Origin of the sequence: Sphingomonas phyllosphaerae FA2 (assembly GCF_000427645.1) — a bacterium.
Lineage (GTDB): Bacteria > Pseudomonadota > Alphaproteobacteria > Sphingomonadales > Sphingomonadaceae > Sphingomonas > Sphingomonas phyllosphaerae.
Window position 1 is genome coordinate 2,914,151 of record NZ_KE386571.1, and the last position, 25,458, is coordinate 2,939,608.

Genomic DNA, 25,458 nt, shown 5'->3' on the forward strand with positions numbered 1-25,458 from the left:
ATATAAAGAACATGGTAGGAATAGTCAATAAAAGGCCGACTCTCCGTGTCGAAGAGCCGGCCGCAATACTGATTAAGCAGTATAGTCGTGAGATTCAAACGCCCTACCGATCGCGCCGCCCCAGCAAGCGCAGCCGCAGCGCGTTGAGCTTGATGAAGCCCGCCGCGTCGCGCTGGTCGTATGCGCCCTGATCGTCCTCGAACGTCACGACCTTTTCCGAGTACAGCGAGTTCGGCGACTTGCGCCCGGTCACATGGGCCGCGCCCTTGTAGAGCTTAAGCCGGACGGTCCCCGCCACCTTCTCCTGCGAATGGTCGACCGCGGCCTGCAGCATCTCGCGCTCGGGGGAGAACCAGAAGCCGTTATAGACCAGCTCGGCATAACGCGGCGCGAGTTCGTCCTTCAGGTGCGCGGCGCCGCGGTCGAGCGTCAATTGCTCGATCGCGCGGTGGGCGAGCGCATAGATCGTCCCGCCGGGCGTCTCGTACATGCCGCGGCTCTTCATGCCGACGAAGCGGTTCTCGACCAGATCGAGCCGGCCGATGCCATGCTTGCGCCCCAGTTCGTTGAGCTTGGCGAGCAGCGCGGCGGGCGAGAGCGCCTCGCCGTTTACCGCAACGCCGTCGCCACGCTCGAAATCGATCGTGATCGTCTCCGGCTGGTCGGGCGCATCCTCCGGGTTGACGGTGCGCGAGAAGACATATTCGGGCACCTCGTCCCACGGATCCTCGAGCACCTTACCCTCCGAAGAGGTGTGGAGCAGGTTCGCGTCGGTCGAGAACGGCGCCTCGCCACGCTTGTCCTTGCTGACCGGGATCTGGTGCGATTCGGCGAATTCAATCAGCCGGGTGCGGCTGGTCAGGTCCCACTCGCGCCACGGCGCGATCACCTTGATGTCAGGGTTGAGCGCATAATAGCCGAGCTCGAAACGCACCTGATCGTTGCCCTTGCCGGTCGCGCCGTGGCTGACCGCATCGGCGTTCACCAGCTTGGCGATCTCGATCTGGCGCTTGGCGATCAGCGGCCGCGCGATCGAGGTGCCGAGCAGATACAGCCCCTCGTACAGCGCATTGGCGCGCATCATCGGGAAGACGTAGTCCTTGACGAACTCCTCGCGCAGATCGTCGATGAAGATATGCTCGCGCTTGATCCCCATCAGCTCGGCCTTGGCGCGCGCCGGCTCCAGCTCCTCGCCCTGCCCCAGATCGGCGGTGAAGGTGACGACCTCGCAGCCATATTCGGTCTGCAGCCATTTCAGGATCACGCTGGTGTCCAGCCCTCCCGAGTAAGCAAGTACGACGCGCTTGATCTGATCGGTCATGGGCAAGGCTCCTTCTTGCGCGCGCCGCTACGCGCTCGCGCGCGGGAGGGCAACCGTCTTGCCGACCCGCCGCGCGCCGTTCAGCGCGGGTAAAAGCGCGATGCGACAGGCGGGCGAGATGAAGCATCATGTCACCCTTGCCGCCGCGCTCGTCGCCCTGTTGTCGCTGCCGGCGCTGACCGTCACCGCGCTGGGTCAGGAAACGCGCGCCTCCGCCACCGCCAAGCTCGACAAGGAATTCGCCGCGTCCGACACGAACAAGGACGGCTTCCTCTCGCCTGCCGAGATCGAAGCGCGGATGGGGAAGATGAAGGTCGGCGCGGGCAAGACGCTCGACGCTACCCATGCGAAGCGCGTCGCGGCGCTGTTCCTCGCGCGCGCCGACACCAACAAGGACGGCAAGGTCAGCAAGGCCGAGTCGAATGCGCTGATGGGCGCGGTGTTCAACGCCTATGACAAAAACGGCGACGGCAAGGTCGACGGCGCGGAGGCCGCCCGTGCGAGGGCGGCGGCGAAGGGTGCGGTGCAGGCTAAGGCGGGGCCGAAGCGGTAAGACTCTCCGTCCGTCATTCCCGCGCAGGCGGGAATCCAGAACCTCTGACGCCTGTGGCTCTCACGGCGACCTGCGCGTCTGGATCCCCGCCTGCGCGGGGATGACAGAAGAGATGAGGGTGGCGGTCACCCCTCCCGCAACCGCCGCTCTTCCTCGACCATGTAATCGCGCGTCAGCGGCAGGGTCAGGCGGTCGCGGCTGAACTGGATCTGGTAATTGACCAGCGGCCCGTTGGTGAACGACACGATCGCGCCGGCCAGATAATAGGTCCACATCCGGTAAAAGCGCTCATCATACAGCGCGACGATCTGGTCGTGCGCCGCCACCGTCCGCTGGTACCAGTCGCGCAGCGTCATCGCATAATGCATCCGCAGCACCTCGATATCGGTGACGAACCAGCGGATATATTCGTTGGCCTTCAATACCTCCGACAGCGCCGGGATATAGCCGCCGGGAAAGATGTACTTGTCGGTGAACGTGTCGGTGAAGTTCGGCCCGTCGCCGCGCCCGATCGTGTGGAGCAGCATCACGCCGTCGGGCGTCAGCAGGTCGCGGCATTTGTTGAGATAGGTGCGGAAATTGCGCACCCCGACATGCTCGAACATGCCGACCGAGACGATCCGGTCGAACGGCCCCTCCAGCGCGCGATAGTCGATCAGCTCGAAGCGCACCTTGTCGGCGACTCCGGCCTCCTCGGCGCGGCGCTTCGCGACCTTCAGCTGCTCTTCCGACAGCGTGATCCCCAGCACCTCGGCACCGGTCTTGGCGTGGATATACAGCGCCATCCCGCCCCAGCCGCACCCGATGTCGAGCACGCGCATCCCCGGCTGGATGGCGAGCTTGGCGACGATATGCGCCTTCTTGTCGGCCTGCGCCTGCTCCAGCGTGTTGGCCGGATTGGTATAATAAGCGCAGCTATATTGCTTATCGACGTCGAGGAAGAGGTCGTACAGCCGGTCCGACAGGTCATAATGGTGGGCGACGTTGCGCTTCGACTGGAGCGCCTTGTTCGCGGTCAGGAAGCGATGGCGGATCTGCCCGCCGAGTCGGCGCAACGGGCTGGCGGCGAGCTTGTTGCTGCCATTCTCCCAGCGGCTGTTGCTGGTGGCGAGCATCAGCAGGTCGAGGATGTCGCCTTCCTCGACGATCAGCCGCCCGTCCATGAACGCCTCGGCGACGCCCAGCGCGGGATCGGCGGCGATCTCGCGATACACCTTGGTGTCGGTGATGCGGAACGACACCGGTTTCAGCGCCGGATCGTCCTGCCCGAACGTCGAAACCGATCCGTCGGGCTTGGTGAGGGTAAGTCGACCGCGCTGGATCGCACGGCGGAGGAAAACGTCGATCAATGCCATAAGCGCCTGCTAAACCCTGCCTTGGGCGGTGCGCAACCGGCGAGGCATTGCGCCGGGTTGCCGCGCCTTCTAGGCAGCGGCCCATGCGCTACGTCAGCACCCGCGGGAACGCGCCCGCGCTCGACTTCGCGGGCGTCACGCTCGCCGGCCTCGCCTCCGATGGCGGGCTATACGTGCCTGAACACTGGCCGACGCTGTCGCCCGACGAGATTGGCGCGCTCAAGGGCCTGTCCTATGTCGACACGGCGGTGGTGGTGATGGCCCCATTCGTCGAGGGCACGCTGACCCGCGAGCAGCTGCGCGGGCTGTGCGCGGCGGCATATGGCGCGTTCAGTCACGACGCGGTGACGCCGCTGGTGCAGATCGACCACGACCAGTGGTTGCTGGAGCTGTTCCACGGCCCGACGCTGGCGTTCAAGGACGTCGCGCTGCAATTGCTCGGCCATCTGTTCGAGCGGTTCCTGAAAGGCACCGACCAGCATCTGACGATCGTCGGCGCGACCAGCGGCGACACCGGGTCGGCGGCGATCGACGCGGTGGCGGGACGCGAGGGCGTCGACATCTTCATGCTCCACCCCGAAGGCCGGGTGAGCGAGGTGCAGCGCCGCCAGATGACCACGGTCGGCGCGACCAACGTCCACAATATCGCGATCCGCGGCGACTTCGACACCGCGCAGGCGCTGGTGAAGGCGATGTTCAACGACACGTCCTTCGCGGGCCGCTATCGCCTGTCGGCGGTCAATTCGATCAACTGGGCGCGGTTGATGGCGCAGGTGGTCTATTATTTCTACGCCGCGGTCCGACTCGGCGCGCCGGCGAAGCCGGTGGCGTTCAGCGTCCCGACCGGCAATTTCGGCGACGTCTTCGCAGGGTATGTCGCGGCGAAGATGGGGCTGCCGGTCGCGAAGCTGGTGGTGGCGACCAACGTCAACGACATCCTCGCGCGCGCGCTGAGCAACGGCGATTATTCGAGCCGCACGGTCGTCCCCACCCCGACGCCGTCGATGGACATCCAGGTATCGAGCAATTTCGAGCGGTTGCTGTTCGACCTCGGCGGGCGCGACGGCGCGGCGCTGGCCGAGCAGATGCGCAGCTTCGAGGGTGCGCGCAGCATCCGCCTGACCAACGCGCAGACGCAAGGCGCGGCCCCGCTGTTCGTCGGCGAGCGCGTCGATACCGACGAGATGGCGCTGGCGATGCGCCACGCGCACGAGCGTGCCGGCCAAATCGTCGACCCGCATACCGCGATCGCGCTGGCCGCCGCGCGACGTCATGCCGCCGAGGGCGTGCCGATGGTGACGCTGGCGACCGCGCATCCCGCGAAGTTCGGCGACGCGGTGGAGCGCGCCACCGGTGTCCGTCCGCCCTTGCCGTCGCGCGTTGGCGACCTGTTCGAGCGCGAGGAACGCTTCGTGACGCTCGACGCCACCTATGAAGCGGTCAGCGGCTATGTGGCGCAGCACGCGGTGCCGCGCGGCTGATGGACCTGTCGACTCTCATCGGCGAGCCGTGGGCGGATTACGGGCTGGTCGACTCGGGCCACGGCCGCAAGCTCGAACGCTACGGGCGTTTCCGCTTCATCCGCCCCGAGCCGCAGGCGCTGTGGGCACCCGCCAAACCCGACTGGCGCGCGCAGGCGGAATTCGTGCCGGGCAGCGACGAGGACGGTGGCGGGCAATGGCATTTCGCCGAGCCGGTGCCGCGCGACGGCTGGCCGCTGGCGTGGAGCGAGGGTGACGCGCGCGTCCGCTTTACCGCGCAGACCACCCCCTTCCGCCATCTCGGCTTCTTCCCCGACATGGCGCCGGTCTGGTCGTGGATGCGCGGCCGGATCGCCGGCATGGCCGAGCCGGAATGCCTGAACCTGTTCGGCTACACCGGGGTCGGCACGCTGGCGCTGTCGGCGGTCGGCGCGAAGATGGTGCATGTCGATGCGTCGAAGAAGTCGGTCGAGGCGGCGCGCGGCAATGCGGCGCTCTCCGGGCTGGCCGACGCGCCGGTGCGCTGGATCATCGACGACGCCGCCAAGTTCGTCGCGCGCGAGGTGCGGCGCGGGCGGCGCTATGACGGCATCCTGCTCGATCCGCCCAAATACGGTCGCGGACCGGACGGCGAGGTGTGGCGGCTGGAAGAGCATCTGCCCGCGCTGATCGCGGATTGCCGGCGGTTGCTCGATGCCGATTCGCGTTACCTGTTCCTGACCGTCTATGCGGTGCGGATGTCGGCGCTGGCGATCGGCGAGATGCTGCGACAGGCCTTCGCGGACCTGCCCGGCACGGTCGAGGCGGGTGAGCTGGCGGTGCGCGAGGAAGCACGCGGGCTGGCGTTGCCGACCGCGATCTGGGCACGCTGGTCGCGGTAGAATTGTTCACGCGGAGGCGCGGAGACGCGGAGGGGTTTCGTTCCGGGGGACGCTCGCGGCCTGGCAACGTCTTGGTTCGCGCAGAGCACACAGAGGACGCGGAGAGACGATGCCCGCGGTGACGGTCCGCGGCAGCAACAACTGTCGCTATAAAGGGCGCAAGAGCCTGCCTGCGGCGCGACCCCACTGCGCCCTCTGCGTGCTCTGCGCGAACCGATATTCCAGAGTCCCGACCGGAAACTCCGTGCCTCCGCGCCTCCGCGTGAACCTACTCCATCCCCGCCCGCATCGCCGCGCCCGCGACGACCGGCGCCCCCGCCACCAGCACCAGACTGACCGCCGCCAACAGCTTCAACCCGCTCGCCCCACCCTCGATCGCCCCCGCGCCGAAGATCAGCAGCGGCACCGCGAGCGGCAGCATCACCAGCCCCGCGACCGCCCCCGCCCCGCGTAACCCCGCGACCAGCGCCCCGGTCGCGACCGCCAGCGCGGCGAGCCCCGGCGTCCCGAGCAAAAGACCGGCCTCCACCAGCAGCAGCCGCTCCGCCGACAGATCGAGCAACCCCGCCGCGATCACCGCCGCCAGCATCAGCGGCGGCGCAAACGCGCACCAATGCGCCGCGATCTTCACCGCCGCGACCATCGCCGGCGACACGCCGCGCACGGCCAGTTGATCGAGCACGCCCGCCTCAAGATCGGGCTGCACCAGCCGCTCGACCGGCAACAGTGCGGCGAGCAGCGCCGCCGCCCAGATCACCCCGCCGCCGACGCGCGCCAGCAACGCCGCGTCCGGCCCGATCGCGAACGGGAACAGCACCGCGACAAGCAGGAAGAACGCGATCACCAATGTCGCGCCGCCCCCGGCATAGCCGCGGCGCACGTCGCGCCAGAACAGCGCGATCACAGCGCCACCGTCGCGGCATCGGGCACCGCCAGCGGCTGGTGCGTGGTGACCACCACCGCGCCGCCGCCCCCGCGATGCCCGTCGATCAATCCTTCGAGTTGGGCGACCGACGCCGCGTCGAGCCCGCTGGCCGGTTCGTCCAGCAACCAGATGTCCGCGCCGCTCGCCACCACGCGCGCCAGCGCCGCGCGGCGGCGTTGCCCGGTCGACAGCAGCCGCACCGGCACGTCGGCGATCTCGCCCAGTTCCACCGCCGCCAGCGCGGCGGCGACGCGCAGGTCGGCGGACGCACCGCCGTCAAGCGCCGCCCAGAAACGCAGCGCATCGACCAGCCGCCGCTCGGGGTCGAGCGCCGCCGCCTCTCCCAGCCATGCGACGTTGCCATCGCGCGTGACGGTGCCGGCGGCGGGGGCGAGCAGGCCGGCGAGGACGCGAAGCAGGCTCGACTTGCCCGCCCCGTTGGCGCCGCTCACCAGCAGAGCCCCGCCGCGCGCGACATGGATGTCCAGCCCGTCCACCAGCACGCGTCCGCCGCGCGCGACGGTCAGCGCCTGCGCGACCAGCAGGCTCAATCCGCCACCGCGTCTTCCAGCGCGTGCATGTCGTCGTCGGACAGGCCGAAATGATGTCCGATCTCGTGGATCGTGACATGCGCGACCAGATCGTCGAGCCGCACGCCGGTTTCGCACCATTCGGCGAGGATCGCCTGCCGGTACAAATGGATGCGATCGGGCAGCGCCCCGCTGTAGAACGCGCTTTTCTCGCCGATCGGTCGACCATGGTACAGGCCGGTCAGCTCGAGCGGATGCTCCAGTTCGAGGGCGGCAAGCGTCTCCACATCCGCCTCTTCCTCGACCAGCAACACCACATCGCCCAGATGCGCGCGAAATTCGGCGGGCAGCCGCGCGATCACGCTGCGGGCGTGCGCCTCGATCGCGTCTGCGGCGGGCGCGATGCCCATTGCCTCTTGCCCGTCCATCCCGCCCGCCATACCGCTCCCTGCGAAGTAGCGGAAGGGAGCGGGTGCATGGCCGAGACGATCGAACCGTTGAGCGAAGCCGAGCGGGTCGATGCGCTCGATGCGCTGCCCGACTGGGATTATGACGAGGGGCGCGACGCGATCACGCGCTCGATCGTGTTCACGGACTTTGCCGAAGCATTCGGATTCATGACGCAAGTCGCGCTGCTCGCCGAGCGTGCCGACCATCACCCAGAATGGAGCAACGTCTGGAATCGGGTCGAAATCCTGCTGACGACTCATGACGCGGGAGGACTTTCAGGGCGCGATATCGAACTGGCAACCGCGATCGACGCGATCCTCGGCGGGTAATGCCGCCCCGACACTGATCGTCATCAATATGATTCATCGGAACGTAAGGCAGCGTCCGACCGTCTAACTTGCCCTATGCCGGCACCCGACACTCCGATGTTCCGCTGGACGCATCATGCGCAAGCGGAACTCGAATCGCTCCTTCACGATCATATCGCCGACCGTGCCTTCCCCTGCGTCGGCGCCAAGGCGGCGATGACGCGCGGCACGCTGAACGTGCTGGCCTGCACCAGCATCGACAGTGCGTGGGACGATCTGCGCATCCACGACGGGTTGGTGAAGTTCGCCGCGGCCTATCGCGAGAACCCGGCGCTGTTCCGCAGCTTCGCGGTGGTGTTCGATGGCCCGGACGGCCTCGACGAACCCGCGTTCGAGCGTGCCTTGTGGCAGCGGATCCAGTCGCTTTCCGACAAGGACGTCTGGCGCGGACAGCCCTATGACACGCGCGTCAGCCACGATCCGACCGACTCGCATTTCTCGCTGAGCTTCGGCGGCGAGGCGTTCTTCGTCGTCGGGCTGCACCCGAACGCGTCGCGTCCGGCACGCCGCTTCGCCCGACCGACCCTGGTGTTCAACCTCCACGACCAGTTCGAGACGCTGCGCGCCGACGGCCGCTACGAGACGATGCGCGAGGCGATCATGGTCCGCGACGAGGCGATCGCCGGCTCGCGCAACCCGATGCTCGCGCGCCACGGCGAGACCAGCGAGGCTCGGCAATATAGCGGGCGCGTGGTCGACGAGGCGTGGCGCTGCCCCTTCCATTACAGCGGCGAGAAGCACGCATGACCGGCGTCGTGCACGAAATCCCGCCACGCAGCGGCGCCGGCTTCACGTTGTCCGCGGGGCAGACGCTGACGGTGATCGATCCGCGCGGCGTGCAGGTCGCCGATCTGCTCGCCTACAGCGCCGCCGACGTGCGCGAGGTGCTGTCGTCAGGCCGCACGCTCGATTATGCCGAGACGATCCGGCTGACCACGGGGCACAAGCTCTATTCCAACCGCTCGAACGTGATGCTGGAGATCGTCGAGGACACGGTCGGGCGGCACGACTTTCTGCTGACGCCGTGCTCCTACGCGACGTTCGACCATTTTTACCCCGATCTGCCCCGCCACCGCGGCTGTTTCGGCAATCTCGCCGAGGCGCTGGCGCCGTGGGGTGTCACCGAGGACATGATCCCGGTCGCGTTCAACTGCTTCATGAACGTGCCGGTCGACGGGCCGACCGGGCGGCTGGAGGTGTTGCCGCCGGTCAGCAAGGCCGGCGATCGGATCGTGTTACGCGCCGCGATGGATCTGGTGATCGGCCTCACCGCCTGTTCCGCCCCCGCGTCGAACGGCGGCAGCTTCAAGCCCATCCATTATTGCGTCGAATAGATCGTTTCGCGTTGCTCGGCCTCGACCGCGCGTTCGGCATAAAGGTTGGCGAGATCGAGGTGGAGGCGGCGGATCGCCCCTTCGCACGCAGCCCGTGCGCGCTGTTTCTCTTCGACGACGCGTCGACGAAAATAGGCGGTGTCGTTAGTGGCAGACATGACCGATGCTCCTGACCCGAGGAATGACGGTACGCGCTCGACTGCGCCGATTGTGCCCCCGGTCCCGCGCCGCGGCCTTCATCTCGATCAAGTCGGCGCTGGCGGAATCGTACAAAGCCGATGATGTGGGTGAATGACGATCACGCATTCCTTTGACCGCGTCACGCCCGACTCGCCCGCGACGCCGCACGCGCGCGCGGTGATCGAGGAGTCGCCGGTCGCGATCGAAGTGAACGGCATCGGCTATGCGGTAATGATGGCGACTCCGCAGGACATCGCCGACTTCGCGACCGGCTTCGCGCTTGCGGAGCGAATCGTCACGGTAGCCGACGAGATCGAGTCGCTCGATGTCCACGACACGCCGCGCGGCACGATCGTGCGCCTCGCGGTGCCGCCGGAACGCGCCGCCGCGATGCTCGACCGGGTGCGGCGGCGGACTAGCGACAGTTCGTGCGGGCTATGCGGGATGGACAATCTCGACGCCGTCCACCGCGACCTGCCGCGCGTCCCCGAGGCGACCGCCACGCCCGACGCGATCTTCGCCGCGCTGGCCGCGATGCGCGCGCATCAGCCGCTCAACCGCGCCACCGGCGCCGCGCACGCCGCGCTGCTGTGCGCGGCGGACGGCACGATCCGCGTCGCGCGCGAGGATGTCGGGCGGCACAATGCCTTCGACAAACTGATCGGCGCGATGGCGCGGCAGGCACTCGACTGGGACGGCGGCTTTGCCTTGCTGTCGTCGCGCTGCTCCTACGAGCTGGTCGAGAAGGCCGCGCTCGCAGGCTGTCCGATGCTGGTGACGGTGTCGGCGGCGACCAGCCTCGCGCTCGACCGCGCCGCCGCGGCCGGGCTGACACTCGTATCGCTCGCGCGCGACGATGCGGTGCTTTTCTCGACGCCCGTGCGTTAGCGCGTGCATGACCGAGCAGCACGACGATCGCCCAGATTTCACCCCTTATGATGGCCCCTCGGGCGGATGGGGGTCGGTCCGCTCGCTGGCGGACATCATCCCGCGCGAGAAGAACATCGCGCAGACCTCCGCCGAGCTGCTCCGCCAGAACAAGCACGACGGCTTCGCCTGCGTCAGCTGCGCCTGGTCGAAGCCCTATCCGCCGCACCCGGCCGAATTCTGCGAGAATGGCGCGAAGGCGACCGCGTGGGAGATCACCAGCCAGCGCGTGACCCCCGACTTCTTCCGCCAACACGCGCTGACCGAGCTGCGTGGATGGAGCGATTACCGGCTGGAAGAAGCCGGACGGCTGACACATCCGATGAAATACGACGCGGCGACCGACAAATATGTCGTCGCGCCGTGGGAGGAAGCGTTCAAGGCGATCGGCGCGCGGCTCAAGGTGCTGCCGCCCAAGTCGGTGGTCTTCTATGCCTCCGGCCGCGCCAGCCTCGAGACGTCGTTCATGTGGCAGTTGATGGCGCGGCTCTACGGCAGCCAGAACCTGCCCGACAGTTCGAACATGTGCCACGAATCGACCTCGGTCGGGCTCAAGACCTCGATCGGCGTGCCGGTCGGCACGACCAAGCTCGAGGATTTCGACACCACCGAGTGCATCCTGCACTTCGGCCAGAATGTCGCGACCAACAGCCCGCGAATGCTCCACCAGCTGCGCGACGTCCACAAGCGCGGCGCGGACATCATCGTCTTCAACCCGCTCAAGGAACGCGGGCTGGAGCGGTTCACCGATCCGCAGAACCCGATCGAGATGGCGACCGGCAAGGAGACGCCGATCGCCACCCAATATCATCAGGTGAAGGCCGGCGGCGACATCGCGGTGATGATGGGCATCGCCAAATGGCTGCTCGCCAACGATGCGATCGACCATGACTTCATCGCCGAGCACACCCACGACTTCGCACCCTTCGCCGAGAAGGTGCAGGCGACGACATGGGACGAGATCGAGCACGAGTCTGGGCTGACCCGCGCCGTGATCGAACGCGCCGCCGCCGCTTACGGCCGCGCGAAGACCGCGATGGCGATCTACGGCATGGGGCTGACGCAGCATGTGAAGGGCGTCGACAACGTCCGGATGCTCGTCAACCTGATGCTGATGCGCGGCAACATCGGCAAGCCGGGCGCGGGCCTGTGCCCGGTGCGCGGCCACAGCAACGTTCAGGGGCAGCGCACCGTCGGCATCACCGAGAAGACCGAACTCGCGCCCGTCGAGAAGCTGAAGGAACGCTACGGCTTCTCGCCGCCAACCGAGAAGGGGCTCGACACGGTCGAAGCGTGCCGCGGGATCATCGACGGCACGGTCAAGGCATTCCTTTCGCTCGGCGGCAATTTCGCACGGGCGGTGCCCGAAACCGAATTGGTCGAGGACGGCTGGGCGCGGATGGACCTGTCGGTGCAGATCGCGACCAAGCTCAACCGCAGCCATCTGATCCCCGCCGCGGGCGACACCTGGCTGCTGCCATGCCTCGGCCGGATCGAGCGAGATCTGCAGGCGACCGGTCCGCAGCGCGTGACGGTGGAGGATTCGACCAGCGTCATCCACCCGTCGCTCGGCAAGGTCGAGCCGGCCAGTCCGCATCTGCTGTCCGAACCCGCGATCGTCGCCGGGATCGCGCAATCGTTCCTGCCGCCCAATCCCGCGATCGACTGGGACAAGTGGGTCGGCGACTACAGCCTGATCCGCGACGAGATCGCCGCAATTTTCCCGCACTTCTTCGCGCGCTTCAACGAGCGACTGCAGGAGAAAGGCGGCTTCTGGAAGGGCAATAAGGCGTCCGGGCGCGAATGGGATACAGAAAGCGGCAAGGCCGAGTTCCTCGTCCCCGACACGCTCAACGCGACCGGCTTCACCGAGGCGGACGGACGCTTCCGCCTGCTGACATTGCGCTCGAACGACCAGTTCAACACCACGATCTACGGCTATTCGGACCGCTTCCGCGGGATCAACGGCACGCGTCAGGTGGTGCTGATGAACCGCGCCGACATCGCGCGCGCCGGGCTGACCGCCGGGCAGAAGGTGACGCTCGCCACCGATGCGGAGGACAATCACGATCGCCGTGTCGGCGACCTGATCGTCGTCGAATATGACGTCCCCGACGGCTGCATCGCCGCCTATTACCCCGAGTGCAACCCGCTGATCCCGCTGTCGCACCATGCCGAGGAAAGCCATGTCCCGGCGGCGAAGTCGGTTCCGGTGAGAGTGGTGGCTTGAACCTCCCCACGTCGCCCCGGCCTTGAGCCGGGGACCCGCTTCTTCTCCACCGGAAAGGAAGCGGGGCCCCGGAGCAAGTCCGGGGCGACGAAGAGTGCCGCACGCCAACCGGCATAATTATGCGACAAATCACCGATAGCGCCACGATCGCCGCCGATCCTGACACGCGGCTGGGGTAACACATGCGTCTTTCGTTCCTTCTGCTGGCTTCCACCGCCGCGCTGCCCGCCTACGCCCAGCAGGCCGCTACACCGCCCGCGCAGGCCCCGGCCGCGCCGGCCGCCGAACCGGAAACCGAAGAGGAAAGCAGCGAGGACATCGTCGTCACCGGATCGCGCGCGCAACGCGGCGCGGTGATCGGCGACGTGACGCCCGAAGAGCAATTGTCCCCCGCCGACATCCGCAGCTACGGCGTCAGCTCGGTCACCGAATTGCTCAACGAATTGTCGCCGCAGACGCGCTCCGGGCGTGGTGCAGGTGGCGCGCCGGTGGTGCTGCTCAACGGTCGGCGCATCTCCGGCTTCCAGGAAATCCGCGATCTCCCGACCGAGGCGATCCAGCGCGTCGACATCCTGCCCGAAGAAGTCGCGCTCAAATACGGCTACCGCGCCGACCAACGCGTCGTGAACTTCGTGCTGCGTCGCCGCTTCAAGGCGGTGACCGCAGAGGTCGAGGACCGTTTCGCGACCGAGGGCGGCCGCAACACGCCGGGCGGCGAGCTGGACCTGCTGCGCATTCGCAGCGACAAGCGCGTCAACCTGCACCTCGAATACAGCCGTCCCGGCGCGCTGACCGAATCCGAGCGCGACATCATCCAGGCGCCCAATGCCGCCGCGGTCGGCGGCAATGTCTCCTCGCTCAATCGCGGCGCGATCGACCCGCTGTTCGGCAACGCCACGACGCTCGGCATTCCCGCCCTCGCCGCCACACAGGCACCGTTTCTCGGCGATTTCACCACCACCCGCAACGTCACCGATCAGGCCGCGTACCGCACGCTGTTGCCGCAGCAGCGCACGTTCAGCGCCAACGGCACCTATGCGACGACGATCTTCGGAAACGTCTCGGCGTCGCTGAACGCGACCGTCGACCATAATGTCACGCGCGCGTTGCGCGGACTGGCCGAGGTCGATCTCACGCTTCCGGTCGGCAGCCCGTACTCACCCTTCGCGGTGCCGGTGCGCGTGACGCGTGCGTTCGACGACGTGCCCGCGCTGACGCAACGCGCCGAGACGACCAACCTGCACCTCGGCGGCACGCTCAACGGGGATCGCGGGCAATGGCGCTGGTCGCTGACCGGCAACGTCGATCGCGACGAAAGCAATACGGTGACGAGCACCGGTCTCGACGCCAGCGCCTTGCAGGCCGGGATCGACGCCTTCGACCCACTCGCCAACCCCTATGCTCCGCTGTCGCTCGGCGCGTCTCCCGCCGATCGCGGCCGCTCGGTCGCGACCAGCGCCGGGCTCGACGCGCTGGTCGCCGGGCCGTTATTCCTGCTCCCCGCCGGCTACGCCAACACCAGCATCCGCGTCGGCGCCTCCACGAGCGACTTCACCAGCGACTCGTTCCGGCGCGGCGTTGCGAGCGCCGCCGACATCGGCCGCGACCTCGCCAACGCGCAGATCAACCTCGACCTGCCGATCGCCAACAAGGCGCAGGGCGTGCTCAGCGCGCTCGGGCGGCTGTCGATCAACGGCAATCTCGCGGTCGATCAGCTTTCCGACTTCGGAACCTTGTGGACGCTCGGCTATGGCGCGAACTGGACGCCGATTGACGGCATCCGGCTGCTCGTCTCGGTCACGGATCAGGACGAGGCGCCCTCCGCACAACAGCTCGGCAACCCGACCGTCACCACACCCGGCGTACGCGTCTTCGATTATGTGCGCGGCACCACCGCGACCGTCACCACCGTCACCGGCGGCAACCCCAACCTGATCGCCGACAACCGCCACGCGCTGAAGGCCGGGCTCGACATCAAGCCGTGGAGCAATCAGCAGATCAACTTCCGCGCCGATTACACGCGCCAGACCACCGACGATCCGATCGCCGCCTTCCCCAGCGCGACCGCCGCGATCGAGGCGGCGTTCCCCGACCGCTTCACCCGCGACGCCGGCGGCAACCTGCTGCGGATCGACTCGCGGCCGATCAACTTCGCGCGCAGCGAGACCTCGCAGCTTCGCTACGGCGTCAACCTGTCGTTCCGCATCAAGTCGGAGCTGCAAAAGAAGATCGAGGCGTTCCGCGCCGGCACCGGCCCCAATCCCTTCGAAGGGCTGCGCCCGCCCGGCGGTGAACGCCGCCCCGACCGCCCGCCGCAGGATCGCACCCGGCCAGATGGCAGCGCGATGAATGGCGGCCGCCCCGACGCGGGCGGCGGCGCTCCGGGCGGCCCGCCCGGCGGCGGTGGCGGTTTCCGCGGTCGTGGTGGCGGCGGTCAGGCCGGCGGGCGCGTCCAGTTCGCGCTCTATCACACCTGGCACCTTACCGAGCGCGTGACGATCGCCGACGGCGGGCGCGTGCTCGACCTGCTCAACGGCGACGCGATCGGCGCAGCCGGTGGACAGGCGCGGCATGAGCTGGAGGGGCAGGCCGGCTATACCAACAACGGGCTCGGCGCGCGGCTGTCGGTCAATTACCAGAGCGGCACGCGCGTCAACGGCGGCACCGCCGCCGTACCCGAGACGCTGGAATTCGGCGGGCTCGCCACCGCCAACCTCCGGTTGTTCGCGGATCTCGGCGGCAACATCGACTGGGTCCGCGCGCACCCGTGGATGCGTGGCGCGCGCGTCAGCGTCCAGTTCGACAACCTCTTCAACACCCGCCGCGATGTCCGCGACCAGAACGGCGCGGTGCCGATCGGCTTTCAGCCCGACTATCTTGACCCGGTCGGCCGCACGATCCGCGTCTCGTTCCGCAAGCTGTTCTTCTAAGACACCGTCGCCCCTGCGCAGGCGGGGGCCCATGTCTGTCGAGTATAACGGTCGGCCAACCCCAAACCTGACGCCGCTGTGTCGATCACAACCCGACGCGCGCCGCCAACCAGCGCGCCGCGGCCTCCGGGCTCTGCTTGTCGCGATCCCGATCGACCCGGTAATTGGCCTCGCGCATGGCAGCGACCGGGATACGCCCGATCAGCGGTCGTAACGCGTCGCGGAACCGCGCATCCTCACGACGTGACGGCGCGACCAGCACAATCGCATCATAACCGGGGATCGCATGGCGTGGGTCGCCGAGCACGGTCAGCCGGTCGGCGGCGATCCGCCCGTCCGAGGAAAAGGCGCTGATGACATCGGCGCGCCTGCTCTCCAGCGCGCGGTACATGAAGGTCGGCGCGTACGGTGTCGCATTGGCAAAGCGCAGCGGATAGCCGCGACGGATTGCCGCCCATTCGGGCCGGTCGAGGAATTCGAGATCGGCCCCGAACCGCAATTGCGGCGCGACGCGAACCAGATCGTCGAGCGTCGCAATGCCACGCCGCTGCGCATCGTCACCGCGCATCGCGAAGGCATAGGCATTCTCAAATCCAAGCGCGCCGAGCAAAGTGACGCCGCGCGACTTTTGCACCCAATCCGCGATCGCGCTTAGCTGGTCGGCGCGCGGCGGCGTATCGCTGCGGTGCATTTCGGCGGTCCAGAGCGTCCCCGCATAGTCGACATAGACGTCGACCTCGCCCCCCGCGACCGCGCCGAACGCCACCGCCGAGCCGAGCCCGTCGCGATAGGTGACCGCATAGCCGGCGCGCGACAGCCGGTCGCCGATCAGCCGCGCCAGGATATATTGCTCGGAAAAGTTCTTTGCGCCAACCACGATCCGCCGCTCGCCCCCGGAGCGCCACAGCGGCACGCTCGCCGCCGCCACCGCAAGGCCGAGCAATAGCAACGCGGCCCCCGCGCGTTTCCAACGCCGCTCCCCCGCCGCCCGCTCCGCGGCGCCGAGCAGCAGATCGACACCCAGCGCCAGCCCCGCCGCCCCGACGCAGCCCGCGATCACCAGCGTCCATGCCTGCGTCTGCAACCCGGCGAAGATCAGGTCGCCCAGACTCGGCTGTCCGACGGTGGTCGACAGCGTCGCCGCGCCGATCGTCCACACCGCCGCGGTGCGCACCCCCGCCATCGCGATCGGCAGCACCAGCGGCAACTCGACCAGCCGCAGCTTCTGCGCGCGCGTCATTCCGATTCCGTCCGCCGCCTCCAGCACCGCGGGATCGAGCCCGCGCAACCCCGTGACGATGTTCCGCACGATCGGCAGCAGCGCGTAGAGCGTCAGCGCCAGCAGCGCCGGCAGGAACCCGAGCGCAGGCACGCCATGCCCGATCCAGAGCAGCACCGGATAGAAGAGCGCGAGCAGCGCAAGGCTCGGGATCGTCTGGACGAGGCTCGCAAATCCCAGCACCGTTCCCGCCAGCCGCGGCGCGCGTGCCGCACGGATCGCGACCGGCACGCCAATCACCAGCGCCAGCGCGAGCGCTGCCATCGCGAGCAGCAGATGCTGCGCGGCGAGCGCCGGCACGCGGGCGAAGGCTTCGTTCATGTCGACAGCGCCGCCAGCCGCGCCGCCTGCCCGCGCGGCACCGCCACCAGCGCCTGCGCCGCCGAGCCACCCTCGCCGCGCAGCAAGGCGGCGGGCGGCTCGTCGGCGGCCACTTGTCCGCCCGCCATCACGATGGCGCGTTCGGCGAGCAGCAGCGCCTCGGTCATGTCGTGCGTCACCATGATCGTGGTCAGCGCCAGTTCGTCGTGGAGCCGCTTTACCGCCCCCGCGAGCGACTCGCGCGTCACCGGATCGAGCGCGCCGAACGGCTCGTCCATCAGCAAGAGCCCCGGCCGCGTCACCAGCGCACGCGCAACCCCGACACGCTGGCGCTGACCGCCCGACAGTTCGGCGGGCATCCGCGTCGCGACCGTTGGTGGCAGCCCGACGAGGTCAAGCATCGCGGCCGCGCGCGCGGCGTCGGGCGTTCCCGCCAGCCGCAGCGGCAGCGCGATATTCTCCGCGACGCTCAGATGCGGAAACAGGCCGACGTCCTGAAAGACATAGCCGATCCGCCGCCGCAGCGCGGGTGCGGGCTCCCCGGCCACATCGCACCCGTCCAGCAGCACGCGGCCATGATCGGGCGTCACCAAGCGGTTGACCGTCTTGAGCAAGGTCGACTTGCCCGATCCCGACGCCCCGACCAGCGCGACGAACGTGCCCCCGGCGATCGACAGCGACACGCCGTCGATCGCCGCGGCATCGCCGTAGCGCTTGCCGACCTGCTCGAAGACGACCGTCGGTCCGGACGAAAGTGCTGGCATCGCCGCCGGTGATGCGGGAAGCGTGCGTGGGTAACAAGCATTAACGCGGGAGAGCGGGATGAAAGCGATGCTGGTCACCGGCGGCGGCTCAGGCATCGGGCGCGCGGTGGCGCAAGTGTTCAGCGCGCGCGGTTGGCGTGTCGGGCTCGCGGATATCGACGCGCAGGGGCTGCGCGACACCGCCGCTTTGCTGCCCGGCGATCGCACCAGCACGCATGTCATGGACGTGCGCGACCCGTCGGAATGGGAGGAAGTGCTCGCCGACTTCGCGCGCGTCAGCGACGGGCGGCTCGACGTGCTGTTCAACAATGCCGGGATCGCGGCCGGCGGGCCGTTCGCCGAGATCGGGCTCGACGCGATCGATCGCGTGATCGACGTCAATTTCCGCGGGATGACGTATGGCGCGCGGATGGCCTATCCGTATCTGAAGGCGACGCCCGGCGCGTGCCTGCTCAACACCGCCTCGGCCTCGGCGATCTACGGCTCGGCGGGGCTGGCGATCTATTCGGCGACCAAGTTCGCGGTGCGCGGGTTGACCGAGGCGCTCGACGGCGAATGGGCGGCGGAGGGGATCCGCGTGCGGTCGCTGATGCCGAGCTTCATCGACACCAATCTGCTATCCGCGCCAATTCCGGGGACCAAATACACCGCACGCGACCTTGTCGTGCGGCGGAAGATGGAGTTCACGCCGGTCGAGATCGTCGCCGAGAAGGCGTGGGCCGCGGTGCATGGAGACCGCTTGCATACGGTGGTCGGCAAGACGGCGGAGCGGATGGCGTTCGCGGCGCGCTGGATGCCCGGTCGCCTGCGCGCGATGATGCGGGCGCGTTAACCCGGTTCGTCATTCCCGCGAAGGCGGGAATCCAGACGCGCAGGTTTTCGCTAGAGCCGCCGACGTCCCAGGTTCTGGATTCCCGCCTTCGCGGGAATGACGGGGGAGTTTTCAGGCTCCCCCGACAGATGCATCAAACCCGCATCGGCATCAGCACGTACAGCGCCGGGCTCTTGTCGTTCTCGCGGATCAGCGTCGGCGCAGCGGCATCGGCCAAATGAACTTCGACCAGATCGGTGCCGATCTGCCCGAGAATGTCCATCAGATAGCGGCTGTTGAAGCCAATCTCGAACGGCGTCGCCGCATATTCGCCGGGCACTTCCTCGGCGGCGGTGCCGTTCTCGGGGCTGGTGACCGACAGCGTGATCTTGTCGCGATCCAGCGCCATCTTCACCGCGCGCGTCTTCTCGGTGGCAATCGTCGAGACGCGGTCGACGCCCTGCATGAAGCTCTTCGGATCGAGCTTCAGGATCTTGTCGTTACCGGTCGGGATCACCCGGCTGTAATCGGGGAAGGTGCCGTCGATCAGCTTCGAGGTCAGGATCGCCTGCCCCAGATCGAAGCGGATCTTGGTGCCCGACAGCGACACGCCGACCGAACCATCGACCTCGTCGAGCAACTTGCGCAGCTCGGCGATGCACTTCCGCGGCACGATCACGTCGGGCATCCCCGCCGCGCCCTCGGGCTGGTCGACCGTCACGCGCGCGAGCCGGTGGCCGTCGGTCGCCGCGGCCTTCAGCACCCCCTCGGCGACGTGCAGGAAGATGCCGTTGAGGTAATAACGCGTCTCTTCGGTCGAGATCGCGAAACGCGTCTTGTCGATGATCTGCTTGAGCGTCTCGGCAGGCAGCTCGAACTGCGTCGGCAGCTCGCCCTCGGCGATCACCGGGAAATCGTCGCGCGGCAACGTCCCGAGCGAGAAACGCGCCCGCCCCGCCACGATCGTCATCCGCCCCTCGGCGGCGGTCAACGAGACCTGCGCGCCCTCGGGCAGCTTGCGTGCGATGTCGAACAAGGTGTGCGCGGAGACGGTGGTCGCGCCCGGCTGGTCGACCGCGGCGGCGACGCTTTCGTTGATCTGCAGGTCGAGGTCGGTCGCCATCAAGCGCAACTGCCCCTCGGCGGTCGCCTCCAGCAGCACGTTCGACAGGATCGGGATGGTGTTGCGCCGTTCCACCACCGACTGGACGTGGCTCAGCCCCTTCAGCAGAGTCGCGCGTTCGATCGTTGCCTTCATCGTCCACTTTCCCCCGGCCCACAGGTACGCACCAGGGGCAATTGGCCAAGTCTCCCTAGCCAAAAAGAAAGGGCCGGAGCAAGCGCTCCAGCCCTTTCCTGCTCCACAAGGGTGGAGAAATCAGAAGCGGATGCCGAGGCCCGCCATCAACTGGTGCCGATCGAGGTCGATGTCGTAGCCGTCGATGTCGCCATAATGCGAATAGCGATATTCGGCGGTGACGAACGACGTCGGGGTCAGCTTGTACTCGAGCCCGGCGCCAAGGCGGAAACCGCCGAGGTTGGTCTTGTCGATCAGCTCGTTCTCCGAGCTGGTGGTCGCCTGATAGCGATTCTCGACCCTCGCGTTGGTATAGCCGCCCTTGCCGTAGATCATCGCCTGCGGCGAAATCACATAGCCCAGCCGTCCGCCGACATAGAGGTCGCGTCCGGCCTCGACCGAAAATCGATCGCCCGCGGTCAGCGCATTGTAGCTGCGCGTCTTGGTCGTCGCGTCGGTATATTCGCCGTCGATACCATAAACGATGTTGCCGCGCTGGATGTCGTAGCCGATCCGGCCGCCGTAGCCGAAGCCCTGCTGCCCTTCCGAATCGCCGTCGCCGCCGTCCTGCACGTTGTCGTAGCCGGCCAGCACCTCGACGCGGCCGCCCGCGAACGGACCGTCCTGTGCGATCGCCGGGGTCGCCACCGCGATCGCCATCACCACTGCGGGGATCGCCATTGCAAGCTTACGCATGTCTCACTCCATCTCACTCACCCCCAAACGCGGGGCGTTCGGTGACAAATACGCTGGCGCGCCGATGTTGCATGAACCTGACATAAACAGCGTTTCGCGTTGCCTTTCGGCCACAGTGGCGCGAGAGCGATGACGATGTCGCTCGTGCTCGCCCTGCTGGCCTCCGCCGCGCTGCGCGAACCGCTGGGCGTATGGCAGCGCTGGGCGGCGCTGCGTGAGACGCCGGGGCCGCACTGCGTCGCCGTTGCGCAGCCGTTGCGTCGCGACGGCGCGACCGATCGCCGCGGCGGCTTCTCGCTTGTCGCAGCGCGCCAGGGGCCGGCGCGCGCACCGTCGATCCGCTTCCGCCTGACCCGCCCCCGCGGCGAGGGCGCGCCGCTGACGCTGATCATCGGCGAACGTCGCTTTGCGCTGATCGGCGATCGCGAAACCGCGCGCGCCGCGGATACCGAGACGGACCGCGCGATCATCGGTGCGATGCGCGGCGCGGGGGCGATGACGCTGACCACGCTCGACGCCAGCGGGCGGACGCTGAACGACACCTATCCGCTGGCGGGTGCGGCGACCGCGATCGACGCCGCGCAGCTGGGATGCACCGCCCGGTAACGCTGGAAAAATGCGGCGGCTTCGCCTATGTGCGCGCGATGCTCACAGCCTTGGCCGCCCCCATGCCCATCCCCGGGCACATCGACCCCGTGACCGTGCCGCGCGCCAGCGCGCCGCGCACCGATGGTCGCATCGACCTGATCGGGCTGCCGCGCGACGAGTTGCGCCGGGTGCTTGAGGAATCGGGACTGGAGCCACGTCAGGCCAAGCTGCGCGCCAAGCAGATCTGGCACTGGATCTACAATCGCGGCGCGACCGATTTCACGGTGATGACCGACATCGCCAAGGCGCAGCATCCGTGGCTGACCGAGCGGTTCGTGATCGGGCGTCCGCAGGTGGTCGAGGCGCAGGTCTCGACCGACGGTACGCGCAAGTGGCTGCTCCGCTCCGAGGACGGACAGGACTACGAAGCGGTATTCATCCCCGACGCGGATCGCGGGACGTTATGCGTGTCGAGTCAGGTCGGCTGCACGCTCAACTGCCGCTTCTGCCACACCGGCACGATGCGGCTGGTCCGCAACCTGACCGCGGGCGAGATCGTCGGTCAGGTGATGCTGGCGCGCGACGCGCTCGGCGAATGGCCCAGCCAGCCCGAGGGGCGGATGCTCACCAACATCGTGATGATGGGCATGGGCGAGCCGCTCTACAATTTCGACGCGGTGCGCGACGCACTAAAGCTGGTGATGGACGGCGACGGCCTCGCGCTCAGCAAGCGGCGGATCACGCTGTCGACCAGCGGCGTGGTGCCGATGATGGCGCGCGCGGGCGAGGAGATCGGGGTCAATCTCGCGGTGTCGCTCCACGCCGTGACGAAGGACGTCCGCGACGAACTGGTCCCGCTCAATCGCAAATATGGCATCGAGGAATTGCTGCAGGCGTGCGCGGATTATCCGGGCGCCAACAACGCGCGGCGCATCACGTTCGAATATGTGATGCTCAAGGACAAGAACGATTCGGACGCCGAGGCGCACGAGCTGGTCCGGCTGCTTCGCCATTACAATCTGCCCGCCAAGGTCAATCTGATCCCGTTCAACCCGTGGCCGGGCGCGGATTACGAAACCTCGACGCCGGAGCGCGTGCGGCGGTTCAGCGAGATCATCTTCGAAGGCGGCATCTCCGCCCCGGTTCGCACCCCGCGCGGGCGCGACATCGATGCGGCGTGCGGGCAGTTGAAGACCGCAGCCGAGAAGAAGAGCCGTGCCGAACTCGACCGGCTGGCGGCGGAGAAGCAGGCCGCGCTTGGTTGATGCCGCCGGCATGGCGCTCGCGGGCGGCGCGGGCGTCCTCGGCGGAATGATGAACGCACTGGCAGGCGGCGGCACCTTCGCGACGATGCCGGCGCTGCTTGGGCTGGGGACGCCCGCCAATATCGCCAATGCGACCTCCAATCTCGGGCTGATGCCGGGCGGTGCGACCAGCGCGTGGAGCTTCCGCCACGAATTGCAGCCGGTCGGCGGCGTGTCGGTGCGGGTGCTGGCGGCGATCACGTTCGTCGGCGGACTGATCGGCAGCGTCCTGCTGGTGGTGACGCCCGGCGCGGCGTTCGACCTGATCGCGCCGTGGCTGCTGCTCGTCGCGTTCATCGCGATCGTGTTCGGTGCGCGCGCGGCGGAATGGCTGGCGGCGCGCGTGACGATCAAGCCGCGTACGCTGATGGCGGTGCAGGCGGTGCTCGGCACCTATGGCGGCTATTTCGGCGGCGGGGTCGGGATCATGACCACCGCCACCTACGGCCTGCTGGCGGGCACTACACCGCGCGCGATGTTCGCGCCGCGCACATTGATGCTGGCGGTCGCCAATTTCGCCGCCGCGATCGTGTTCATCGCGTGCGGGATGATCCGCTGGGACGCGTGCCTGCCGATGCTGGCGGGCGGCGTGCTCGGCGGCTGGCTGGGCGCGATCGTCGGCAAGCGGCTGCCCGCGATCGTCGTCCGCTGGTGGACGATCCTCGTCACCGGCGCGACGACCGCGGTGTTCTTCCTGCACGCCTACGGGTGACGACTCAGCCGGGTCGCGTCATCGCGAACTTCTCGCCCAATTCGAAATAGTCGGCCGGACCGCCGCCGCGCAGGATCGGGTGCGCGCGGGCGGTCTGGTAGACGCCGTCCTCCAGCATCGCACAGTCGATGTGGATCGCCACCGCCTCGCCGAGCACCAGCCACCCCGGCACCTCCGCGCCGTTCCGATCCTGAAGCTGGACGATCTGCGTCACCTTGCACTCGAACTGCACCGGGCTCAACGCGACGCGCGGCGGTGCGACCAGCGTCGACGGAAGGGTCGCCAGCCCGGCGCGGGTGAATTCGTCCTCATCGGTCATGGCCGAGGTTTCGTTCATCGGCTCCGCCAGCTCGCGCGTGGCGAGGTTCCAGACGAACTCGCCCGTCGCGCGCGCATTCGCCAGCGAATCCTTCGCGCCGTTCGAGCAGAAGCCGAGGATCGGCGGGCGGTACGAGAACAGATTGAAGAAGCTGTACGGCGCGAGGTTGCGTCGCCCGTCAGGCGCCACCGTCGCGATCCACCCGATCGGGCGCGGCCCGACGATCGCGTTGAGGGGATCGTGCGGCAGGCCATGCCCCTGCGCCGGCTCGTAGAAATGCCATTCGGTCATGCCGCGGCTTCTGCTAGGAAGCGCGGATGGCTGCAACCGTGATCCACCGCCACCGGCTCGCTACCCGCGTGTGGCATTGGATCAACGCGCTGGCGATCTTCATCCTGATCGGATCGGGACTCGGCATCTCGAACGCGCATCCGCGGCTATACTGGGGGCGGTATGGCGCAAATTTCGACCATGCCTGGACGCAGCTCCCGCGCTTTCCTTCGTGGCTGACGATCCCGGCGAGCTACAATCTCGCGATCTCGCGGCGTTGGCATCTGTTCTTCGCGCTGGTGCTCGGTTTCTCGCTGCTCGCCTATATGATCGTCAGCCTGCTCAACCGGCACTTCCAGCGCGACCTGCGGGTGCGGCGACGCGATATCGGCGCGGCGCATCTGCTCGCCGACGTGCGCGCGCATCTCGCGCTGCGCTTCCACGACCCCGAAGCGCCCGGCGAGTATAACGCCCTGCAAAAGCTGAGCTATGTCGCGGTGATCTTCTTCGCGCTCCCGCTGGTGATCCTGACCGGGCTGGCGCTGTCGCCCGGCATGGACGCGGCCTGGCCGTGGCTGCTCGACCTGTTTGGCGGGCGGCAGTCGGCGCGCTCGCTGCATTTCATCGCGATGGCGGTGATCGCGGGCTTCACCGTCATCCACCTCGCGCTGGTGATCCTCGCCGGCTGGCGCAACGAGCTGCGGTCGATGCTAACCGGCCGCTGGCGGGTGCCGGAATGATCCGCCGGCGGACCCTGCTCAGCGGCGGCGCGGGGCTGATGCTCGCCGGCTGCGACCGCGTCATCCAGCAGCCGACGGTGCGCTCGATCGTCTTCAAGGGCGAGGACATGCACCGCGCCCTGCAACGCGCGCTGTCGAACCGCGACGCGCTCGCACCCGAGTTCACGCCGGCGCAGATGTCGCCGCGCTTCCGCACCAACGGTACACGCGATCCCGGTACGCCAGCGTACGCCGCGCTGCGCGCCGGGCGCTTCGCCGATTGGCGGCTGAGGGTGGACGGGCTGGTCGCGCGGCCATTGTCGCTATCGCTCGCCGATCTGGGCCGCTTCCCGCAGCGCGCGCAAATCACCCGCCACGATTGCGTCGAGGGCTGGAGCGCGATCGGGAAATGGCAGGGGCCGCGGCTCGGCGACGTGCTCAAGGCGGCGGGTTTGCGCGACACAGCGCGCTATATCGTGTTCCGCTGCGCCGATCTGTACGGCGGCGCGCCTTATTATGAATCGATCGACCTTGTCGACGCCTTCCACCCGCAGACGATCCTGGCCTGGGCGATGAACGACCGCTTCCTCGACGTCGGCCACGGCGCGCCGCTGCGGCTGCGCGTCGAACGCCAACTCGGCTACAAGCACGCCAAATATCTGATGCAGGTCACCGCGGTCGCCAGCCTCGCCGGGATCGGCAAGGGCCGCGGCGGCTATTGGGAAGACAATGTCGACTACGACTGGTGGGCAGGCATCTAAACGCTCACCGCCAACGCGGCGCAGCCGCCTTACCCGACCATCGCTCCCGGTTATCTCCCACGAGAGCGCCCCGATCGAACCCTCTCTGCGTCTCTGCGTCTCTGCGTCTCTGCGCGAAAACTTTTTGAGCCCCCTGCGTGGGAGGGGGCGCT

The 25,458-nt window shown here is 68.0% G+C and carries 26 protein-coding genes; 15 read left to right on the forward strand and 11 right to left on the reverse strand.

What is annotated here, in order from left to right; genetic code table 11:
* Nucleotides 1-103: 103 nt before the first annotated feature.
* A complete protein-coding gene (locus SPHPH_RS0114115) occupies nt 104-1,321 on the reverse strand; it encodes an argininosuccinate synthase (RefSeq protein WP_028967271.1) in 1,218 nt (405 codons plus the stop codon).
* Between the two features lie 58 nt (nt 1,322-1,379).
* Between SPHPH_RS0114115 and SPHPH_RS20550 the strand changes: the two genes are divergently transcribed.
* On the forward strand, nt 1,380-1,874 hold the full coding sequence (locus SPHPH_RS20550; RefSeq protein ID WP_156026033.1) for an EF-hand domain-containing protein: 495 nt from the start codon (nt 1,380-1,382) through the stop codon (nt 1,872-1,874).
* 125 nt (nt 1,875-1,999) lie between these two features.
* Here SPHPH_RS20550 and SPHPH_RS0114125 read toward each other — a convergent pair whose 3' ends face one another.
* Complete coding sequence (locus tag SPHPH_RS0114125; protein ID WP_028967272.1) at nt 2,000-3,229, reverse strand: SAM-dependent methyltransferase; 1,230 nt, start codon at nt 3,227-3,229, stop codon at nt 2,000-2,002.
* Nucleotides 3,230-3,312: 83 nt separating this feature from the next.
* Here SPHPH_RS0114125 and thrC point away from each other — a divergent pair, with 83 nt between their 5' ends.
* Nucleotides 3,313-4,710, forward strand: coding sequence for a threonine synthase (thrC, locus tag SPHPH_RS0114130; RefSeq protein WP_028967273.1), 1,398 nt, complete (start codon nt 3,313-3,315; stop codon nt 4,708-4,710).
* The gene (locus SPHPH_RS0114135) at nt 4,710-5,591 is read left to right on the forward strand and encodes an RsmD family RNA methyltransferase (protein WP_028967274.1); all 882 of its coding nucleotides are present in this window, start codon (nt 4,710-4,712) and stop codon (nt 5,589-5,591) included. Before thrC ends, SPHPH_RS0114135 begins: the two co-directional genes overlap by 1 nt.
* Nucleotides 5,592-5,859: 268 nt before the next feature.
* Here the strand turns inward: SPHPH_RS0114135 and SPHPH_RS0114140 are convergent, their stop codons facing one another.
* From SPHPH_RS0114140 to SPHPH_RS0114150, 3 genes are read right to left on the reverse strand one after another with little or no spacing between them, the layout of a single operon-like run.
* Entirely contained in the window at nt 5,860-6,495 is a 636-nt protein-coding gene (locus SPHPH_RS0114140; protein ID WP_028967275.1) for a heme exporter protein CcmB, read from the reverse strand.
* Nucleotides 6,492-7,067 (reverse strand): heme ABC exporter ATP-binding protein CcmA, encoded by a 576-nt coding sequence (gene ccmA / locus SPHPH_RS0114145; RefSeq protein ID WP_028967276.1) that lies wholly within the window; start codon nt 7,065-7,067, stop codon nt 6,492-6,494. Before ccmA ends, SPHPH_RS0114140 begins: the two co-directional genes overlap by 4 nt.
* Entirely contained in the window at nt 7,064-7,474 is a 411-nt protein-coding gene (locus SPHPH_RS0114150; protein ID WP_238303111.1) for a metallopeptidase family protein, read from the reverse strand. The genes ccmA and SPHPH_RS0114150 overlap by 4 nt, the downstream gene beginning before the upstream one ends.
* Nucleotides 7,475-7,522: 48 nt before the next feature.
* Here SPHPH_RS0114150 and SPHPH_RS0114155 point away from each other — a divergent pair, with 48 nt between their 5' ends.
* The 3 genes from SPHPH_RS0114155 (at nt 7,523) to SPHPH_RS0114165 (ending at nt 9,198) form a co-directional block, all read left to right on the forward strand.
* Nucleotides 7,523-7,825: a 4a-hydroxytetrahydrobiopterin dehydratase gene (locus tag SPHPH_RS0114155; RefSeq protein WP_028967278.1), complete on the forward strand. Its 303-nt coding sequence runs from the start codon at nt 7,523-7,525 to the stop codon at nt 7,823-7,825.
* Between the two features lie 75 nt (nt 7,826-7,900).
* Nucleotides 7,901-8,611 carry a guanitoxin biosynthesis heme-dependent pre-guanitoxin N-hydroxylase GntA gene (gene gntA, locus SPHPH_RS0114160; RefSeq protein WP_028967279.1) on the forward strand — a complete coding sequence of 237 codons (711 nt, stop codon included), beginning with the start codon at nt 7,901-7,903 and terminating at the stop codon, nt 8,609-8,611.
* A complete protein-coding gene (locus SPHPH_RS0114165; protein ID WP_028967280.1) occupies nt 8,608-9,198 on the forward strand; it encodes a DUF1989 domain-containing protein in 591 nt (196 codons plus the stop codon). The genes gntA and SPHPH_RS0114165 overlap by 4 nt, the downstream gene beginning before the upstream one ends.
* On the opposite strand, the gene SPHPH_RS21230 is transcribed toward SPHPH_RS0114165, so the two are convergent.
* Nucleotides 9,183-9,356 carry a hypothetical protein gene (locus SPHPH_RS21230; RefSeq protein WP_156026035.1) on the reverse strand — a complete coding sequence of 58 codons (174 nt, stop codon included), beginning with the start codon at nt 9,354-9,356 and terminating at the stop codon, nt 9,183-9,185. The two genes, SPHPH_RS0114165 and SPHPH_RS21230, sit on opposite strands and share 16 nt — an antisense overlap.
* 133 nt (nt 9,357-9,489) lie before the next feature.
* Between SPHPH_RS21230 and fdhD the strand changes: the two genes are divergently transcribed.
* From fdhD to SPHPH_RS0114185, 3 genes are all read left to right on the forward strand, one after another.
* Entirely contained in the window at nt 9,490-10,266 is a 777-nt protein-coding gene (gene fdhD / locus SPHPH_RS0114175) for a formate dehydrogenase accessory sulfurtransferase FdhD (RefSeq protein ID WP_028967281.1), read from the forward strand.
* A gap of 7 nt (nt 10,267-10,273) precedes the next feature.
* Nucleotides 10,274-12,535 (forward strand): FdhF/YdeP family oxidoreductase, encoded by a 2,262-nt coding sequence (locus tag SPHPH_RS0114180; RefSeq protein ID WP_028967282.1) that lies wholly within the window; start codon nt 10,274-10,276, stop codon nt 12,533-12,535.
* 182 nt (nt 12,536-12,717) lie between these two features.
* Nucleotides 12,718-15,465 carry a TonB-dependent receptor gene (locus SPHPH_RS0114185; RefSeq protein WP_028967283.1) on the forward strand — a complete coding sequence of 916 codons (2,748 nt, stop codon included), beginning with the start codon at nt 12,718-12,720 and terminating at the stop codon, nt 15,463-15,465.
* Between the two features lie 85 nt (nt 15,466-15,550).
* Here SPHPH_RS0114185 and SPHPH_RS0114190 read toward each other — a convergent pair whose 3' ends face one another.
* Nucleotides 15,551-17,065 carry an ABC transporter permease/substrate-binding protein gene (locus SPHPH_RS0114190; RefSeq protein ID WP_028967284.1) on the reverse strand — a complete coding sequence of 505 codons (1,515 nt, stop codon included), beginning with the start codon at nt 17,063-17,065 and terminating at the stop codon, nt 15,551-15,553.
* Nucleotides 17,062-17,829 carry an ATP-binding cassette domain-containing protein gene (locus tag SPHPH_RS0114195; RefSeq protein WP_028967285.1) on the reverse strand — a complete coding sequence of 256 codons (768 nt, stop codon included), beginning with the start codon at nt 17,827-17,829 and terminating at the stop codon, nt 17,062-17,064. The genes SPHPH_RS0114190 and SPHPH_RS0114195 overlap by 4 nt, the downstream gene beginning before the upstream one ends.
* A 58-nt stretch (nt 17,830-17,887) precedes the next feature.
* Between SPHPH_RS0114195 and SPHPH_RS0114200 the strand changes: the two genes are divergently transcribed.
* Entirely contained in the window at nt 17,888-18,661 is a 774-nt protein-coding gene (locus SPHPH_RS0114200; RefSeq protein ID WP_028967286.1) for an SDR family oxidoreductase, read from the forward strand.
* A gap of 133 nt (nt 18,662-18,794) precedes the next feature.
* Here SPHPH_RS0114200 and dnaN read toward each other — a convergent pair whose 3' ends face one another.
* A complete protein-coding gene (gene dnaN / locus SPHPH_RS0114205) occupies nt 18,795-19,898 on the reverse strand; it encodes a DNA polymerase III subunit beta (protein ID WP_028967287.1) in 1,104 nt (367 codons plus the stop codon).
* Nucleotides 19,899-20,018: 120 nt separating this feature from the next.
* Nucleotides 20,019-20,633, reverse strand: a complete 615-nt coding sequence (locus SPHPH_RS0114210) for an outer membrane protein (RefSeq protein ID WP_028967288.1) — start codon at nt 20,631-20,633, stop codon at nt 20,019-20,021.
* A gap of 129 nt (nt 20,634-20,762) precedes the next feature.
* Here SPHPH_RS0114210 and SPHPH_RS0114215 point away from each other — a divergent pair, with 129 nt between their 5' ends.
* The 3 genes from SPHPH_RS0114215 (at nt 20,763) to SPHPH_RS0114225 (ending at nt 23,237) form a co-directional block, all read left to right on the forward strand.
* Entirely contained in the window at nt 20,763-21,239 is a 477-nt protein-coding gene (locus SPHPH_RS0114215) for a hypothetical protein (protein ID WP_037488629.1), read from the forward strand.
* A 62-nt stretch (nt 21,240-21,301) separates the two neighbouring features.
* Nucleotides 21,302-22,486: a dual-specificity RNA methyltransferase RlmN gene (gene rlmN, locus SPHPH_RS0114220; RefSeq protein ID WP_238303354.1), complete on the forward strand. Its 1,185-nt coding sequence runs from the start codon at nt 21,302-21,304 to the stop codon at nt 22,484-22,486.
* Nucleotides 22,479-23,237 carry a sulfite exporter TauE/SafE family protein gene (locus SPHPH_RS0114225; protein WP_028967291.1) on the forward strand — a complete coding sequence of 253 codons (759 nt, stop codon included), beginning with the start codon at nt 22,479-22,481 and terminating at the stop codon, nt 23,235-23,237. Before rlmN ends, SPHPH_RS0114225 begins: the two co-directional genes overlap by 8 nt.
* Nucleotides 23,238-23,241: 4 nt before the next feature.
* Here the strand turns inward: SPHPH_RS0114225 and SPHPH_RS0114230 are convergent, their stop codons facing one another.
* Nucleotides 23,242-23,847: a flavin reductase family protein gene (locus tag SPHPH_RS0114230; RefSeq protein ID WP_028967292.1), complete on the reverse strand. Its 606-nt coding sequence runs from the start codon at nt 23,845-23,847 to the stop codon at nt 23,242-23,244.
* A 26-nt stretch (nt 23,848-23,873) separates the two neighbouring features.
* On the opposite strand from SPHPH_RS0114230, the gene SPHPH_RS0114235 reads away from it, so the two are divergent.
* Both SPHPH_RS0114235 and SPHPH_RS0114240 read left to right on the forward strand, forming a co-directional pair.
* Complete coding sequence (locus SPHPH_RS0114235) at nt 23,874-24,566, forward strand: cytochrome b/b6 domain-containing protein (protein WP_028967293.1); 693 nt, start codon at nt 23,874-23,876, stop codon at nt 24,564-24,566.
* Nucleotides 24,563-25,306, forward strand: a complete 744-nt coding sequence (locus SPHPH_RS0114240; RefSeq protein ID WP_028967294.1) for a molybdopterin-dependent oxidoreductase — start codon at nt 24,563-24,565, stop codon at nt 25,304-25,306. Before SPHPH_RS0114235 ends, SPHPH_RS0114240 begins: the two co-directional genes overlap by 4 nt.
* The last annotated feature ends 152 nt before the right edge of the window (nt 25,307-25,458 follow it).